13 protein-coding genes and 1 pseudogene are annotated in these 15,326 nt (G+C 39.7%); 8 read left to right on the forward strand and 6 right to left on the reverse strand.

The features are described 5' to 3' along the window. Together JWG41_RS20180 and murC are read left to right on the forward strand one after the other, a co-directional pair. Positions 1–209, forward strand: a pseudogene (locus JWG41_RS20180) (UDP-N-acetylglucosamine--N-acetylmuramyl-(pentapeptide) pyrophosphoryl-undecaprenol N-acetylglucosamine transferase); the annotation flags it as partial. Between the two features lie 12 nt (positions 210–221). Beyond that, positions 222–1,637, forward strand: a complete 1,416-nt coding sequence (murC, locus tag JWG41_RS20185) for a UDP-N-acetylmuramate--L-alanine ligase (RefSeq protein WP_205271441.1) — start codon at positions 222–224, stop codon at positions 1,635–1,637. A gap of 34 nt (positions 1,638–1,671) precedes the next feature. Here murC and JWG41_RS20190 read toward each other — a convergent pair whose 3' ends face one another. The 3 genes from JWG41_RS20190 to JWG41_RS20200 are packed head-to-tail and all read right to left on the reverse strand — an operon-like array spanning position 1,672 to position 4,693. Continuing rightward, a complete protein-coding gene (locus tag JWG41_RS20190) occupies positions 1,672–2,802 on the reverse strand; it encodes a 5-(carboxyamino)imidazole ribonucleotide synthase (RefSeq protein WP_205271442.1) in 1,131 nt (376 codons plus the stop codon). Beyond that, positions 2,786–3,283: a 5-(carboxyamino)imidazole ribonucleotide mutase gene (gene purE, locus JWG41_RS20195; protein ID WP_205271443.1), complete on the reverse strand. Its 498-nt coding sequence runs from the start codon at positions 3,281–3,283 to the stop codon at positions 2,786–2,788. The genes JWG41_RS20190 and purE overlap by 17 nt, the downstream gene beginning before the upstream one ends. Before the next feature lie 30 nt (positions 3,284–3,313). Then, a complete protein-coding gene (locus JWG41_RS20200) occupies positions 3,314–4,693 on the reverse strand; it encodes a UDP-N-acetylmuramoyl-tripeptide--D-alanyl-D-alanine ligase (RefSeq protein WP_205271444.1) in 1,380 nt (459 codons plus the stop codon). Positions 4,694–4,744: 51 nt separating this feature from the next. Here JWG41_RS20200 and JWG41_RS20205 point away from each other — a divergent pair, with 51 nt between their 5' ends. Genes JWG41_RS20205 through JWG41_RS20215 form a run of 3 tightly spaced genes read left to right on the forward strand, consistent with a single transcriptional unit; the run spans position 4,745 to position 7,995 of the window. Then, positions 4,745–5,785 carry a Gfo/Idh/MocA family oxidoreductase gene (locus tag JWG41_RS20205; protein ID WP_205271445.1) on the forward strand — a complete coding sequence of 347 codons (1,041 nt, stop codon included), beginning with the start codon at positions 4,745–4,747 and terminating at the stop codon, positions 5,783–5,785. Beyond that, a complete protein-coding gene (locus JWG41_RS20210; protein WP_205271446.1) occupies positions 5,782–7,416 on the forward strand; it encodes an ABC1 kinase family protein in 1,635 nt (544 codons plus the stop codon). The genes JWG41_RS20205 and JWG41_RS20210 overlap by 4 nt, the downstream gene beginning before the upstream one ends. An 18-nt stretch (positions 7,417–7,434) precedes the next feature. Further along, positions 7,435–7,995 carry a lipoprotein signal peptidase gene (locus JWG41_RS20215; protein ID WP_205271447.1) on the forward strand — a complete coding sequence of 187 codons (561 nt, stop codon included), beginning with the start codon at positions 7,435–7,437 and terminating at the stop codon, positions 7,993–7,995. A 59-nt stretch (positions 7,996–8,054) separates the two neighbouring features. Here the strand turns inward: JWG41_RS20215 and JWG41_RS20220 are convergent, their stop codons facing one another. Both JWG41_RS20220 and JWG41_RS20225 read right to left on the reverse strand, forming a co-directional pair. Beyond that, positions 8,055–8,765 carry a carbon-nitrogen hydrolase family protein gene (locus JWG41_RS20220; RefSeq protein ID WP_205271448.1) on the reverse strand — a complete coding sequence of 237 codons (711 nt, stop codon included), beginning with the start codon at positions 8,763–8,765 and terminating at the stop codon, positions 8,055–8,057. Beyond that, positions 8,765–10,678, reverse strand: a complete 1,914-nt coding sequence (locus JWG41_RS20225) for a hypothetical protein (RefSeq protein WP_205271449.1) — start codon at positions 10,676–10,678, stop codon at positions 8,765–8,767. Before JWG41_RS20225 ends, JWG41_RS20220 begins: the two co-directional genes overlap by 1 nt. Positions 10,679–10,792: 114 nt before the next feature. Here JWG41_RS20225 and JWG41_RS20230 point away from each other — a divergent pair, with 114 nt between their 5' ends. The 3 genes from JWG41_RS20230 to JWG41_RS20240 all read left to right on the forward strand — a co-directional run bounded on the left by JWG41_RS20230 (position 10,793) and on the right by JWG41_RS20240 (position 14,193). After that, positions 10,793–11,581 carry an AAA family ATPase gene (locus tag JWG41_RS20230; RefSeq protein WP_205271450.1) on the forward strand — a complete coding sequence of 263 codons (789 nt, stop codon included), beginning with the start codon at positions 10,793–10,795 and terminating at the stop codon, positions 11,579–11,581. Position 11,582: 1 nt separating this feature from the next. After that, on the forward strand, positions 11,583–12,785 hold the full coding sequence (locus JWG41_RS20235) for a VWA domain-containing protein (protein WP_205271451.1): 1,203 nt from the start codon (positions 11,583–11,585) through the stop codon (positions 12,783–12,785). A gap of 61 nt (positions 12,786–12,846) precedes the next feature. Beyond that, positions 12,847–14,193, forward strand: a complete 1,347-nt coding sequence (locus tag JWG41_RS20240) for a PrsW family glutamic-type intramembrane protease (protein ID WP_205271452.1) — start codon at positions 12,847–12,849, stop codon at positions 14,191–14,193. 10 nt (positions 14,194–14,203) lie between these two features. Here the strand turns inward: JWG41_RS20240 and JWG41_RS20245 are convergent, their stop codons facing one another. After that, positions 14,204–15,301 (reverse strand): LB_137 family protein, encoded by a 1,098-nt coding sequence (locus JWG41_RS20245; RefSeq protein ID WP_408611798.1) that lies wholly within the window; start codon positions 15,299–15,301, stop codon positions 14,204–14,206. Positions 15,302–15,326 lie beyond the last annotated feature (25 nt).

Genomic DNA, 15,326 nt, shown 5'->3' on the forward strand with positions numbered 1-15,326 from the left:
AAAAAGAAAATGCCAATTATATCGAATCCCAAGGCGCAGCGGTGACCATTCACTCCACATCGGATGATCCCACAAGGCTTGTGCAAATTCTCCTCGGATGGAAAGACCATTCTGAAATCCTCAGAGAAATGGGGCATACATCTTTATCCCTTTCCAATGTGAATGCAGCTTACCAAACTGTTTCCTATTTTTTCACCGACAAAGTCTGAAGCCTTAAACTAATGAAAGGTCCGATTTTATTTTTGGGAATTGGTGGGAGTGGGATGTCGAGTCTTGCCCATATGGCACTAGATTTAAACCTATCTGTTCTTGGTTACGATAAAAAGAATTCAGAAACCACTGCCTTTCTTGCCGAACGGGGAGCCATCATTGAAAACGACATCTCTCAAATTCCTTTAGAGGGAATCGAGATGGTGGTTTATAGTTCGGCGATCAATGATAAACACAAACAAGTGTTTGCTGAAATTAAAGAAAAAAATATCCCTCTCAAACATAGATCCGAATTTATGCACCTTTTGGTTTCCAACCAAAAATCCATTTCCGTTGCCGGTAGCCATGGAAAAACTTCTACAACCACTATGGTTTCTCAAATCCTTACAGAAGTCGGAATGGATCCCACAATCATGATTGGTGGAGATACAAGCCTTCTTGAAAAACGTGGTGGGAAAATAGGAGGGGGAGAATTTGCTGTTTATGAATCGGACGAATCAGACGGAACTTTTTTAAAACACAAAGCCTCCATCCGGCTATTGACCAATATTGACAATGACCATCTGGATTATTACAAAACCCGGGAACGTCTCGAAGATGCATTTTTTGAATATATGGCGTTCGGGACGGAGGGGGTGGCTGTTTTGTATGCGCATGATCCGGGAATTCGGGATGTCCTCTTACATAAAACCAAAGAGGTTTCTTTTTCGCCTAACTTTCGTCTCTATCTTTGTATGGAAGAACCAGAAACTAAGTCCGAATGGTACCAAAGGCTCAAATCCAAACTAGGGGACCAACTCACTCAAGTCACCTATCAGATCAAAGACGATAATTTATTATTTGATTTTCCAGGGTTCGGATCCCTTTCCTTACACTTACCCTATCCAGGAGTCCATTATCTAACTAACGGGCTTGTGGCTGTGGTAGGAGCCTATGCCTCGGGAGTTTCGCCAAAAGTTTCTGCAGAAATCCTTTCTCGTTATATTGGTGTAAAACGTAGGCAAGAAGGTTTGGGGGATTGGAAGGGAATCACTGTGATGGATGACTATGGCCACCATCCCACAGAAATTGCTATGGTGATCCGATCCTTACAAAACAAACTCAAATCGAAGGGAAGGCTTGTCGTACTTTTCCAACCACATCGTTATACTCGCACGCAGTTGTTACTGGAAGATTTGGCAAAGTCTTTGGGCATTGCGGAAATTCTCTTTTTACTTCCCATCTATTCTGCAGGGGAAACTCCGATTCCAGGAATCACTCATGAATCTTTTATTCCCTTTCTAAAAAAAGAAAACACACAAATTTTAGAGGGAGTGATAGAAAAGGATTTGGTTTCCATCAAATCCAAGTTAGAACCAGGGGACATGTTACTTTGTTTAGGTGCGGGGAATGTAAGAGATTGGGGTCTTCGATTACTCGAAACCTAAAAAACTGCCGGCTTGTGCGGTATCGACTTACCGATTATAGATCATGGAAGAGGGAGTTCACGTCTTCCAAATTACCTTTGAAATTCATATGCCCCATTTTCCTGCCCTGTTTGGCTTCCTTTTTCCCATAGAGATGGAGTTGGTATCTGTCATCTTTTAGAAGAGAACGAGCCACAGACAAACTTTCTTTATATTCATTTCCTAAAATATTTTTCATTAAGGTAGGTTTTGGCCTAACATCTGTTGGGGGAAGATTCCCCGTAATCGCCAAAACATGCAATTGGAATTGAGAAAGACTTTGGCAGTCTTGGGTATAATGACCGGTATTATGAGGTCTTGGCGCAAATTCATTTAAGAAAATTTGGTTTTCTTTTAAAAAGAATTCTACACCCAGAGTCCCCACATAATCCAAAGACTCGGCAAGTTTCGAGGCCATTTGAATCGCTTCTAAATTAAGACCCGCTGGAATTCGCGCGGGATAAATCGAAAGATCTAAAATATGGTTTTTGTGTTCATTTTCCACAGCACCATAACAAACAATTTCCCCGTTTTGGAAACGAGTGAGGATGACACTAATTTCTTTTTGGAAGGGAATGACTTCTTCGACTAGATATTCTTCCTCTCCTTTCCTAAAGGCAGTTTCTAGAAATGTTTTGTATTCAGTTTCATCCTTCACCTTCACTTGTCCCTTTCCATCATATCCAAAACGTAGTGTTTTGATGATCCAAGGATAGGAAATGGCAATGTCAAACTGAGCCGTGTCTTTTGTTAAATGGAAAAATTCTGCTGTTCGAAACCCAAGTTTGCGAAAGTGGGATTTTTCTAAATACCGGTCTTGGGCAATGACAAGGGCTTTCGGTGGCGGGAATATGGAGATATTTTTGGTTTCTTTTTCCAAATATTCCAAAGTGGTTTTAGGGATATTTTCAAATTCAAAACTCAAAACATCAATTTTTGAAAGGAATGTTTTTAAATCGGAAAGAGATTCATAAGACCCTACAGTGGCAACGGCTCCCGCTTTTTCCGAGGGAGAATTTTCATCAGAAGAATAACAAAAGAATTCATAACCGAGAGGGAGTGCTTCTAAACACATCATCTGGCCCAGTTGTCCGGAACCTAAAACACCGATTTTTAGATTTTGTATTTCTTTAGAGGAGCTGGTCATTTTTAGAAAGTGCTAACTTACGATTATTGTCCGCATAGGACTCTAACTTTTGGTGTAACGACAAATCGATGAGAGAAAGGATACGAACGGCAAGTAAACCAGCATTGGCTGCACCACTGGTTCCAATGGCCAAAGTGGCAACAGGAACCCCTTTGGGCATTTGTACGATGGAAAGTAGGCTATCCATTCCATTCAGAGCCTTGGATTGGACAGGAACTCCTAATACGGGTAATGTGGTTAAGGAAGCAGTCATTCCTGGTAAATGGGCGGCACCACCGGCACCAGCAATGATGACTCCAAACCCATTTTGTTTTGCAGATTTTGCAAACTGTACCATCCGTTCCGGAGAACGGTGTGCTGACACAATTTCTTTTTCAAAAGGAATTCCAAACTCTGTTAAAATATCACAGGCTTCCTTCATGGTTTCCCAATCAGAATGGGATCCCATAATGACAGCTACTTTTGGTAGATTTGTAGGCATAAGTTGAATCTAGGAAAAGCCATTTCTTCATCAACCCTTAAATGTTTCTAAGGCCAACACAATTCTTTCCATTTTCATAGATCTAGATCCCTTGACTAGGATTACCGATTTTTTAGGAACATTGGCTTTCACAAATTGGATGAGAGCGTCGACTTCCGTAAAACACTGAGCTCCCGAAACTTTTTTTACCATCGGTTTGGTTTCTTCGCCAAACCCAAGTAAGATTCCTTTTCCTATCCGATGAATTTCTTTTCCCACTGTCTCATGGTAGTATTTGGAAAATTTTCCGAGTTCCTTCATGGAACCAAGGATCCAAGCTATGTTTTGATTTTTAGCAAACTGTTCTGCTGCTCCGATGCTGGAAAGCATCGATTCTGGATTGGCGTTATAACAATCGTCAATGATCGTAAAATATCCTTTATTTAGATTCAATCGTTTGTCAGGACTTTTATAATTTTGAATGGTTTTCACAATTTGTTCAGAATTCATTTTAAAGTGTTCCCCGACAGCCACCATACCTCGGACATTGCTCAGAAGTTTGGATCCAGGAAGTTTCCAGTGAATTTCTTTCTTTTTCCATTCTAATAGAAATCCACTCGTTTCTATTTTTTTTACTTTTAGATCCGGTTTGTTTTTATGTTTCCAAATCACAAGTTTGGTATTTTGTTTTTTCGTTCGTTGTTTGACTCGATTTAAAAACTCCAAATCATCCGGAACGAAGAGTACGGAACTCTCTTTCATTCCACTAATGATATCGATTTTTTCTTCCGCGATGGCTTCTCTGGATTTGAGATTTTCAATATGAGCCGAACCAATATTGGTGATCAGGGCATGGGTCGGTTCTGCAATCCGCGAGAGCCTTGCGATCTCTCCTCTATGGTTCATCCCCAACTCACAAACCACCACACGCGTTAATTCTGTAATGCGAAACAAAGTAAAGGGAAGACCAATCTCATTATTGTAATTTTTTTCCGTAATCACAACGGACTTAGGATTTAGAAAATCAAATAGTCCACCTAATAGATCTTTGGTTGTTGTCTTTCCGGAAGAACCTGTGACGGCAAGGACAATGGGGGAAAATCGATTTCTATGGTATCGTGCTAAAGTCCCGAGCGCTTTTAAACTATCGGGAACGAATATGGCCTTTTTTCTATCTGAATCGGATAAGCTTTTTAGAATAGAATGATTCTTTTCACAAAGAAAACCAAGGGCTCCTTTGGAAAGAGCATCTGGGATAAATTCATGTCCATCTCTTGTCCCTCGTAAGGGAATAAACAATGACCCTGGTTTGGTTTCCGCAGAAGAGGTGGTGATCCACCGGAAGGTAGGATTGTCTTTCCGTTCCCAATGTACGTCTTTGGAAAACAAACTTAGAATAGTTGACAGGGAATATTCAAATGGTGCGATCATAGCTTCTACGCCAGTTTCTTTCAGAAAGAAAGATTTGGAAGAAAAAGATAAATGAAACGATCCAAAATCAAAACCATCCTGATCGGCCTAGGACGGATTGGTTCCAGTTTGGAATCGGATCCTTTTCGGAAAAAACCCTGCACCCATACGGGAGTTTTACAATCCGATTGGGGAAAGGATCGATTTTCCTTGGTTTTGGGTTTGGATACAAAAGAAGAAAAATGCCAAGAGTTCCAATCCCTTTGGACAGCGGAGACTAGCCAAGTTTCCCCAGACCCCACAAAGACAAAATTCCCACCTTCTATCGCACTTGCCGTGATTACCACCCCAAGTGCCTACCACGAAGAATGGGCCAAACACTGCATTCGTTCGGGAATCCCAAACTTACTCATCGAAAAACCGGTGGCACTCACCAAAGCAGGTGCCAAAAGAATACAAACTCTTGCAAAGAAACATAATACCCGGATTTGGATCAACCACGAGAGGCGTTACCACCCCAGTTACCATTATGTCAAAGACCAACTAACAAGAGGGAATTTGGGAACACTAAAATCCATTCGTGCTTCTGTTTTCACTTCTGCTAAAAATCCAGGTCTTGCATTTTCTAAGTTAGGTGGAGGGCCACTTCTCCATGACGGAACTCATGCTTTGGATCTCATCCATTGGTTTCTCGGAAAACCCAAGTTAGTGGATGCAAAACTAGAACGACCCAAAAAAGGAGCCGTGGAGTCGAGGGCCACAGCATGGTTTCAGACAAAATCGGGTGTGGATGTTTTTTTAGATGTGGCTGGGGGACGAGACTACTTTCAATTTGAACTCGATCTACATACAGATACTCATAGAATCATTTGTTCCAATGATGGATTTCAGTTTTATCAATCCGAAACTTCGAAGTTGTACAAAGGTTTTCGTAGTTTGGTTTCTTATGAACCGAAGTTATTTCCGAAACCCGAATCTTCGAATGCATTTTTAGGAATTTATGAAGAAATTTTCCAAGTGATTACCGGAAAAAAACAGAGGATGGAAGGGACTCTCTCTGACAATATCGAGATTCTAGATTTGATAGAATCCATTTATAGGCGAAAACAATGAACTCCAAACAAAACAGGTCTATTTCTATTTATTTTTTTGTACTCCAAACTTGGTTTGAACATTTAGTCATTACCAAAATCAAACGGAAGTTCCAATCCCAAACAAAATATGAATCCGTCCGGGTTCAATTTTTAAAACGGAAAGGGAAGGAGACAAAAAATCTCTTCTTTCAGTTAGGTGGGGTTTATATTAAAATCGGACAGTTTGTCAGTAATTTATTCCATGTATTGCCTGAAGAATTTTTGTGGGAACTCCAGGACCTCCAAGATAAAATTCCGCCGAGAGAATTTGAGGATATTAATAAACGTTGGCTCAGTGATTACAAAAAATCCATGACGGAAATTTTTACGGATTTGGACAAAACCTCTTACGCCAGCGCGTCCACAGCCCAAGTCCATATTGGTTATTACAATGGCAAAAAAGTCGCCATCAAAACCCTTTATCCGGGAATCGAAGAAGATGCTCTCCGAGATCTAAAAACCATAGGGCGAGTGCTTTGGCTCATTGATCGTTTTGTATTTAAAATTTCTGCCAAAGAAGTAAACGAACAACTCCATTCCATGATTCGTTCGGAACTTGACCTTCGGAGCGAACTAAAAAACCTCAAATACACCAAACAACTATTTGCTTTAGAAAAGGATTTTTTCTTTCCGAGCGCCATCGATGAACTTTGTAACAAACATACATTGGTCACAGAGTTTGTAGAAGGGAAAAAAATATATGAGTTAGGAAATTTAGAATCTCATACAAAAAAGAATCCAAACTTAGAAAAATTGGTCCGCGCTTATATTTTAATGATTTTTGAATACCGGTTCTTTCATGCCGATCCCCATCCGGGAAATTTAATTTTTATGGAAACTGGGGAATTATGTTTTATCGACTTTGGTGCCGTCCAGTCCATCTCGGAAGAAGAAACTCGCATTTTAGAACGTATACTCATCGGTGCTATGAGAAAGGATTACCACTTAATCACGGAATCACTATTTGAACTGGGAGCTGTTACCGAGTCCTTATCCAAAGAAGAACTCATTCAAATTGTTAAATATTCCCTAGAGAAACTCAATCGAATTTTGGATTCTACTGATCACTTCCGTAATATTGGTTTCGATACACTTCGTCCAGCCGAAGACCTTCGATTTTTAAAAGAAATCCAAGTGAGTTTAAAACGCCTTCTTTCCAGTCTCAAACTGCCACCCAATTTCTTAAGCCTCCATCGCGTACTTGCTCTGTTACTCGGGAACTCTTCTTATTTGGATCCCACACGTTCCATGATTGATTATGCAGAGAAACCTTTCGCTCAAATTGTTCTAAAGGGCAGTTCTCTCAAAAAACTTTGGAAGGACGAAGGGGAAGAATTTATCACCAGTCTATTCTCCTTACCAAAAGAATTTAATGAATTCTTATACAAATGGAACCGAGGAGAGTTCCAGGCCCCCGATTCTACAAGAAAAGAGGAACTTCGGTTAAAAGAGATTTTCACTTTCGGAGCCCTCGGTTCGATATTTTTCTTTTTCGGAATGTATTATTCGGAAAAATTCTGGAAAGAACCAAGCATATTATTTTATATACTATCAGGACTTAGTTTTTGGTCTTTAGCCAAATCAAGTCTAAGTTACTGGAAACAAAAATAAACGGACTTTCTCTAATTTATGAATCTACCTAAAACCCCATTTTTTTCGGTCTTTAAACCTGGATACCTTGCTTTCGTTGCTTTTGGACTTTTTTTAGATTTATCATCCAAATACATCATCATCACCAAAATGTTGGCTCATGAAAGTATTCCCGTGTTAGGTGATTTTTTCCGACTTTCTTTAACCTTTAACACTGGATTTGTTTTTGGACTCTTCCAAGACAATGCTCTTCCTTCTCTATTTGCGACAGGATTTGCGATCATATTTTTGATTTTCTATCGTTGGCAGAATGCGGATTTAGGAAATGCTTGGGGTTGGAATTTTGTTATGGCTGGGGCTTTCGGAAACTTCTCCGATAAATTCTTTGTGAAAATTCCCGGTGTCGGTTTTCGATTTGGATTCACTCCGGAAAAACCAGGAATTGAATACATTGGTGTGGTAGACTTTTTAGACTTTGAATGGCCTGACTTTTTACTTTTTGACCGTTGGCCTGCTTTCAATGTCGCAGACTCTTGTGTGTCGATTGGGATCGTAATTCTACTACTTACTATGGATTGGAAAGAATTAGATAAAAAATAAAACCGTCTCAAAACTCATTGGGGATCTTCAAAATGAAACGATCCCCAATCCAATTTCCCTTATAACAAATAACTTCTCATCACATTCACAGACAAAGTTTTTAAAACATCTTTATCTTCTTCGATTTTTCCGACTTTCCAATTGATTCCAGAAGGAGAAGCATAAAGACTTCTTGCAGGTTTTCCTTCGGAAGGCCCACAAACACGAATTAAATGGATAGATTTTTCTTTAGCAAGAGACTCAAAGTAAGTCAAATCTTCTTCGTAATTACGTTTTTCATCCGCATAGGATAGATAAAATATAATTTCGATCTCTTCTTTTTTGAATTCTTTCCAAATCGATTCATTTTCTAAATCTTCACCGACAAGAAGTCCAAAACGAAGTCCACCCATAATGAATATGGATTCTGTTTTTCCCGGAACCACACCTGGTTCTTTTGTTGCTGTAGGGGATTTTTTTTCATAGAAATCAACAAGGACGAGAGACTGAACAATGGGAAGAGCCGATACGAGATTGCCATCAGCATTTTTACGATAATGGCTGCCACCAAGGATCACTCCCGGAAAACTTTCTGAGATTTCCAAAATATGATCTTGGTATTCTTTTTCGTGTTTGGCGGCGTTCTCTGGAGATTCACTTTGAAAGAAATGCGGAAAACCTTCCGGTAAAAGTAAAAAATGGGCCTTACTTTGTTGGATTTTGGAAATTTCCTCAGGGCTTAAACGTTTATGAAGGTTTTTCTGATAGATTGCGATTTTGATGACGGCCATTAAAAAGGGTCCCCGGTAGGTAATATGTCATCATCTAGAGGATCATCCGAACTGTCATTTTTTTCATTAGAAGAGGAAGTGTTCTCAGACTCCGAACCGTCTACATCCTCATTTGTTTTCGCAGAAGCCGGCTCTAGTGCTTCTTTTTCCAAATCGGCAAGTTCCGTTCCATTAGAATCCGGAGTATCGTTCCCAAGTTCTACACCAAAAGAAGATTTCAATTGCTCTGGTGTGAGTTCGACAAGTCCACCAAACAAATCCCCTGTTTCAATGCGATCGTAAAGAGCCATAAGATAACAATATGCTTCCATGATGCATTGTTTGACCGGTTTTTTATTGAGTCGTTTGCGAGACTCCATCGAATCCAAAGTCAAAACATCATTCATGTTGGCCACGATTTCTTTTTTGCTCTTCATATCTTTGATAAGAACCAGAAGAGCGTCTCTGGATTTCAAACTGAACTCTTTAATGGCCATTCTTACGGTTCTGGATTGTCCCGTACGTTTTTGTTCGATACCAGTTAATTTCTTAGAAGCCTCGATATAGTTGGCACCTGGGTTTGCTTTGTGTTTATCCAATTCTCTAAGGATATCGTTATAGATTCGAAACTGGTCAATGATGGTTCTCGTACCTTCGTAAATATCCAACATCTTCTGGCGGTAGTCCACCTTGACTCCGTTTACCGATCCAGGTTTGATATCAATTTTCTTTGTAGTCATTACAAATGAATATTCATCATCAAATTCAAAAAAATAAAACAGTGCAAGTAGGGCTTTGTCCGAATCGGGAATGTTCGCATATTCGTTTTTTGGATCAAATTTTTTACGAAGTTTGGGAAGAGAATACATCTGCATCAAACGAAGGCCATAGGCCTGTTCTTTGGAAAGAGGAACTTCATCTTCTTTTTTATCCTCATCCTTTGATTCGTCGTCTTTTTTGTCTTCTTTGGTTTCTAGTTGTTTTCCACCGGGAACGTTTTCTCCGGACTTTCTTTGTCCAGGACGTTCCTCAGGAAGAATCCCTAAAAGGTTTTCCATATAACGAGAGATTAGCGGTATGTTTTTATTTTCAGCACGAAGCACAACAAGGTAGAGTCTGTCAAAAAATCCGTCAAAAAGAGTGTCGATTTCTTGTGTGACCTTTCTTTTTTTATTCGCATAAATGAGTGAAGGTTTCCCTTCTAATTTTTGTAATTCATCGTAAGCTTGTACAAACGACTTTTTTAATGTTTCTTGGTAAGGATAAAGGATGTACATCCTTTTAAAAAGTGCATAGATCGGATTACGAACTCGTTCAATGGCAACAGGGGATTCCGGTGCCACCATAATGGGATCTGTAATGTCTGTTAGTTCAGGCCCATTGTATAGTTTTTGACCCATAGCAAGGAGTTCCACAAGAAGGGGATTGATTCTATCTAGAGCCTTACTGAGTTGGGGCGAATATTGTTGGTTGGCTAAAAGTTCATTTCCGCTGTATTGTAATTCGATTAATGCTTGTTTGGCGCGCATGCTAAAATCATGCATAAACTTTGGAGTGAGATCACTCGTTCCAAAGGGAGTGACACGAGCGAGCCAACATTTGAGTTTGATCCCAAACCTTGCAGAAAAACTACTGATTTCCTTTTCGTATTGGGCTTTGGAATCTGCCTGTGATCTCGCATTTCCCGAATCGGATTTGTTTTGGTTTCCACCGCGGCTTCCTGACCGACTATCATCACCGCTACCACGGGATACTGTGCTTTGACGAACCTTTGGTTCCGGGCGGTTCTTTTTGGTATCGTCTTCTTTCTGTGGTTGTTTTTCTTTTACAATTTCCCCACCGGCACTGACAAACTTATTGAACATATCCTTTCTTGCAGAATCATCCAGTTTTCCAACGCCAATTGCCCGTTTCGTATTATCAAAATCGCCCATAATTTACTATCGTTCCAATTCCTCAATATGGGAATTCAATTTCTTACAAAAAGCAATTTTTAGTGGATTCCCCGGTTTTTCCTAAAAGATTGGAGTCCAAAAGGGAAATTTACCATGGCTGATTACATCCTGTCCGAAGATCTGAAAGAAGCGGTCCAAGTGGCGGAAATTACAAAACGACCACTGCTCCTCAAAGGGGAACCAGGAACCGGGAAAACTCTCCTTGCCAGTTTCCTTGCGGAAACTAAAAAACTTCCCTTCTACCGGTGGCATATTAAATCCACGAGTTTGGCAAAGGAAGGATTGTACTTCTACGACGCTGTTTCGCGTCTGAATGACTCCCGATTTCCGGAAGAAGAAGCCATGCTCCGAGTGAGAGAGGTCAAAAACTACATTCGCTTGGGAGCCCTTGGGGAAGCCTTTTCCCAAAAGAACAAAGCCGTCGTCCTCATTGATGAAATCGACAAAGCGGATATCGAATTTCCGAACGACTTACTTTTAGAATTAGACAAAATGGAATTTTTCATTCCTGAAACCAAAGAACATATCATTGCCGAAGAAAGACCGATTGTCATCATCACTTCCAATAACGAAAAAGAACTCCCCGATGCTTTCCTAAGACGATGCATCTTTCATTACATCGAATTTCCGAAAAGGGAAGCGATGAAAGAAATCATCAAGGCACATTATCCTTCCATTGAAACCGAATTTATGGAAAAGGCTCTGGCTATGTTCTATTCCATTCGTAAAATTGAGAGTCTAAGAAAAAAGCCCTCCACAAGCGAACTTTTAGATTGGATTCAAGTGCTCCTCGTCTCTGGGGAAACTTTGGATTCTAGTAAAATTCCTTTTGCGGGAACTCTATTCAAATCCGAAGAGGACTACCGAGTCCATTTGAACTAATATGTTTTTGGATTTTTTCTACAATCTACGGAGTGAATCTGTTCCTTGTTCTACGGGGGAACTCATAGCTTTCCTAACAAGCCTAAGAAAACTAACAGATCCTTCTGGGTACATAAATTTGGACAAACTGTATCGAGTGGGTCGTCTCAACTTCGTAAAAGATCTAAAATTCTTTGATAGTTATGATCTTGCCTTTTCCAAAACCTTTGGGAGTTGGAAGGAAGAAAGAATTCAGTTTAGAGATACACTCTTCGAGTGGTTGGAAGAAAATATCCCCAAACATTTAACAGATTCGGAAAAAACAAACGCTCCCCATCTCAGTATGGAAGAGGTGATTGAAGAATTAAAGAAACGTTTGGCCGAACAAAAGGAACGCCACGACGGGGGAAACAAATGGGTCGGCACTTCCGGAACCTCTCCCTTTGGTAACTCTGGTTTTAATCCCAATGGAATCTCGATTGGAGGAAATACGGAAGGAGAAGGAAGTCGTTCCGGTGTGAGTTTGTGGAACGAACGGAAGTACAAAGCGTACCGCGAAGATCAAATTTTAGATACAAGATCCATCCAACTGGCCTTAAAGGAACTTCGGTTTTTGAAAAAAGAAGGAAGGCGAGAACTCCACGTCGACAAAACCATCGATAGAACCTGTGAAAATGGGGGGGAGATTGAACTTGTGGAAGAACGGGAACGTAAAAATTCCCTACGCTTAGTTCTCATTATGGACATTGGAGGGAGTATGACACCCCATTCGGACCGAGTGAGTAAACTATTCAGTGCGAGCCGTGGGCTCTACCATTTCAAAGAAGTCCATAATTACTTTTTTCATAATATCTTTCACGAATATCTCTACGCCGATCACGAATTCCAAACAAGAATTTCTCTCAAACAATTTGAGGAAAAATTTCGTAAAAACACAAAACTGATTTTTGTGGGTGATGCCTATATGGCACCATACGAACTCATGGGAACACCTTACAATCCTTATGCGTATAATAGATCCAACCCGGACGAAAAACAAAGAAAGGCCCAAAGTGGACTCGAATCCCTAAAGGAACTTGTGGGGTATTTTCCAGAATCTGTTTGGCTCAATCCAGAACCCAAACGGTTTTGGGGAGCTCCTACCATTGAAGCCATCGAAGATGTCATCTCTATGTTTCCCCTCACCATTGAAGGTTTGCGAAAGGCAGTAAAATCTCTGATTTGAAATCCAAATCTGTAGCAATTCTCATTGATTTTCAGAGTTTTTTAGCCGTTAATCATACCAAATGATCAGTCAAATTCCTCTATCCAGTTTGGTCATTTTTCTTATCAATATCCTCACTCTCGGTTTCTATTATTCCTTCTACCGATTTCATTTTTATCGGTTTACGGAATCATTTTTGCAGTACACAGCGTTCGCCTTTTCTTTTTTTAGTGCCGGTGTTGCCATTGGGTTACAAGCCCTTTTACTGAATGGACTTCCCTTGAATGGACCTTATTGGAATGCTTTTATCCTATCTTCATTCATTGAAGAATTTGCAAAACTACTCGGGATTTATCTTTTTTTCCGCAAAAACCAAGATGAGTTCACCGTGACTGATGGGATTTTTTATGGACTCGTGTTAGGTGGTGGATTTGGGTTTGTAGAAAACATTTTGTATTTCATGAGTACCGGTCTTTGGTCCCAAGTGCTTCGTTCCATCACGGCGCTACCCATACATATGATGAATGGCGGAATCATTGGAGCCTATCTAATGATGTTTTTATTCCATAAAAATCCCGTTTTTAAGTGGAGCAAATTAACCTTTGGGTTTTTAGTATGTGTGGGAATCCACGGTTTGTACAACCTTGCAATCTCCCAAGAACTCAACTTACTTTTGATTCTTCCGCTTTGTATCCTATCTCTTTTCTTTTTATTAGAACTTACGATTGCTAAATCGAGAATCCTTGTCCCTGGACATATTTTAAATCTTATGAATATGAGTATGGAACAATATGAGATTTTGAGCCGACACAATAGGCACGAAGGTTGGATTCAAAATGTTCAAAAACATATATCCACTTCGGGAATTAAACTTTTACAATACCCAAACCTTCGTCATTCGATCCTAACGATTTTCTTTTTAGTTCCAGGTATTTTATCGGTTTATCTTTTATACAATTCACCAGGATGGATCACTCAAAAATTTCCAGACTTAGCACTTCAGGATTATTTTGCTCTTTTTTTTATGTATCCTACCATTCTATCTTTGATGTTTTTCTTTGCTGGAATTTTAAATCCTTATTTTTTTCGAGATCGAATGCTTTCTGTTCCTTTGTTTAGTTCCGTTGATTTACATACAAATGGAACAGAAGAAAATTCTGCTATCTTTCATATCCAAGCCAATATGTTTTACCTTCCCATATCACAAATGTATCCAGATGATACAAAAGTAAAATTTGATCTATGGATTGGTTTGGATTGTTTTGTGGGACTGCCGGGTACCATTCTTTGGTGTAAGGAAAATGAAGAGGGGAATTGTGGAGCCATGTGCCAATTGGACCAAATTCCTTTTATGTTTTTAATCAAATGGCATTATCTAAGATTTAGACAAAACTTTAAAAACCTGTTCTTACGCAGAGCTATGGTCTGAATTCAAAAAACTAAAATTTAGATTCAAAACTAAATCCATAAAACAAACTTTCATTGGGTTTTTGGAACTGATTCCAAGATCCATAAACATTTGCGTTTGGTTTCATATCGAGGATTGGTTTTAAATAAACTCCGTTGGCATTTTCCTTTTTGGTTTCCATTGGGCCCAAATAATAACTATCAATCAAACTATAGGCAATGATCGAAGTGAAAACCACTGAATACATGAGAAAACGTTGTCTATGAAAATCGTACCGATCAGTATTTAAGGTATTGGCAAAAATAAAAACTCGCCCATCGGCAGTAGGAATGTATTCCATATCGTTATTGATCGCGTTTACTGAAGCATTGTATTCATATAACATTCCTAAGCCGGAAAGCAAAGCCCCTCCAAAAATAAAAGCGGCTTTCCCATATTTTTTTTCAGTAATGGGAGCATAACCAGGAATGACTTTGGGTGTTTCTTCTTTAATTACTTTTACGATTACCGATTTATTTTGAATTTCAAAAGAGCGAAAATCCAAAATGTCTACCGACTCAAGGGTTTTTGTTTCGGTTTCAATGATGATTCTACCCCGTTCTAGGGTTTTAAAATTTCCTACGATCTCTCTGTCACCAAATACCCATTTTCCCTTAGTCCCGGGCTCAATGTATCGTTCCATGGGAAACCCAGATTCGGCGCTGACTTTCAAAGTGGAGATTTTTTTTATTGGGATGGTCTCTAATTCCAAGGGGCTACTTTTTTTAGAAAAACTAGCACTTGTTTTGTTCAGTTTGGTGAGAATCAAATCGCAGTCTTCGACTCCAAAGGTTTTGTAGTCGGCACAAGCCGGAAGTCCGTCATATCCGACATCGATTCCTAAAACGTCCGCATTTAAGAATTTATACCGTTTTCCTTGGTCTTGCCATTCCACATGGGTCGCCGTTACATTCACCACCTTCCCATTCAGTACTTCCCCTGATTTCAATCGGATCTTGTCCGCCAAAAGAGAGGAGGAGGTAAAAACCAAAACCAGGAGGAGAAGGGATGCCCGCAGTCGGGGAAGGAAGGATATGTAAGTGACTAAAACCAATGGGAAAATCTCAATTTTGTGATAGATTTCTATCACTTGATTATCGACAATACTAGTAATT

This window comes from Leptospira chreensis, assembly GCF_016919165.1.
Classification (GTDB): domain Bacteria; phylum Spirochaetota; class Leptospiria; order Leptospirales; family Leptospiraceae; genus Leptospira_A; species Leptospira_A chreensis.

Coding starts and splice junctions, on each gene's coding strand:
- purE (WP_205271443.1), bottom strand. CDS start 3,283: ATGCCTACAAATCTACCAAAAGTAGCTGTCATTATGGGATCCCATTCT.
- JWG41_RS20200 (WP_205271444.1), bottom strand. CDS start 4,693: ATGATCGCACCATTTGAATATTCCCTGTCAACTATTCTAAGTTTGTTT.
- JWG41_RS20240 (WP_205271452.1), top strand. CDS start 12,847: ATGATCAGTCAAATTCCTCTATCCAGTTTGGTCATTTTTCTTATCAAT.
- JWG41_RS20235 (WP_205271451.1), top strand. CDS start 11,583: ATGTTTTTGGATTTTTTCTACAATCTACGGAGTGAATCTGTTCCTTGT.
- JWG41_RS20225 (WP_205271449.1), bottom strand. CDS start 10,678: ATGGGCGATTTTGATAATACGAAACGGGCAATTGGCGTTGGAAAACTG.
- JWG41_RS20205 (WP_205271445.1), top strand. CDS start 4,745: ATGAAACGATCCAAAATCAAAACCATCCTGATCGGCCTAGGACGGATT.
- JWG41_RS20210 (WP_205271446.1), top strand. CDS start 5,782: ATGAACTCCAAACAAAACAGGTCTATTTCTATTTATTTTTTTGTACTC.
- murC (WP_205271441.1), top strand. CDS start 222: ATGAAAGGTCCGATTTTATTTTTGGGAATTGGTGGGAGTGGGATGTCG.
- JWG41_RS20215 (WP_205271447.1), top strand. CDS start 7,435: ATGAATCTACCTAAAACCCCATTTTTTTCGGTCTTTAAACCTGGATAC.
- JWG41_RS20190 (WP_205271442.1), bottom strand. CDS start 2,802: ATGACCAGCTCCTCTAAAGAAATACAAAATCTAAAAATCGGTGTTTTA.
- JWG41_RS20220 (WP_205271448.1), bottom strand. CDS start 8,765: ATGGCCGTCATCAAAATCGCAATCTATCAGAAAAACCTTCATAAACGT.
- JWG41_RS20230 (WP_205271450.1), top strand. CDS start 10,793: ATGGCTGATTACATCCTGTCCGAAGATCTGAAAGAAGCGGTCCAAGTG.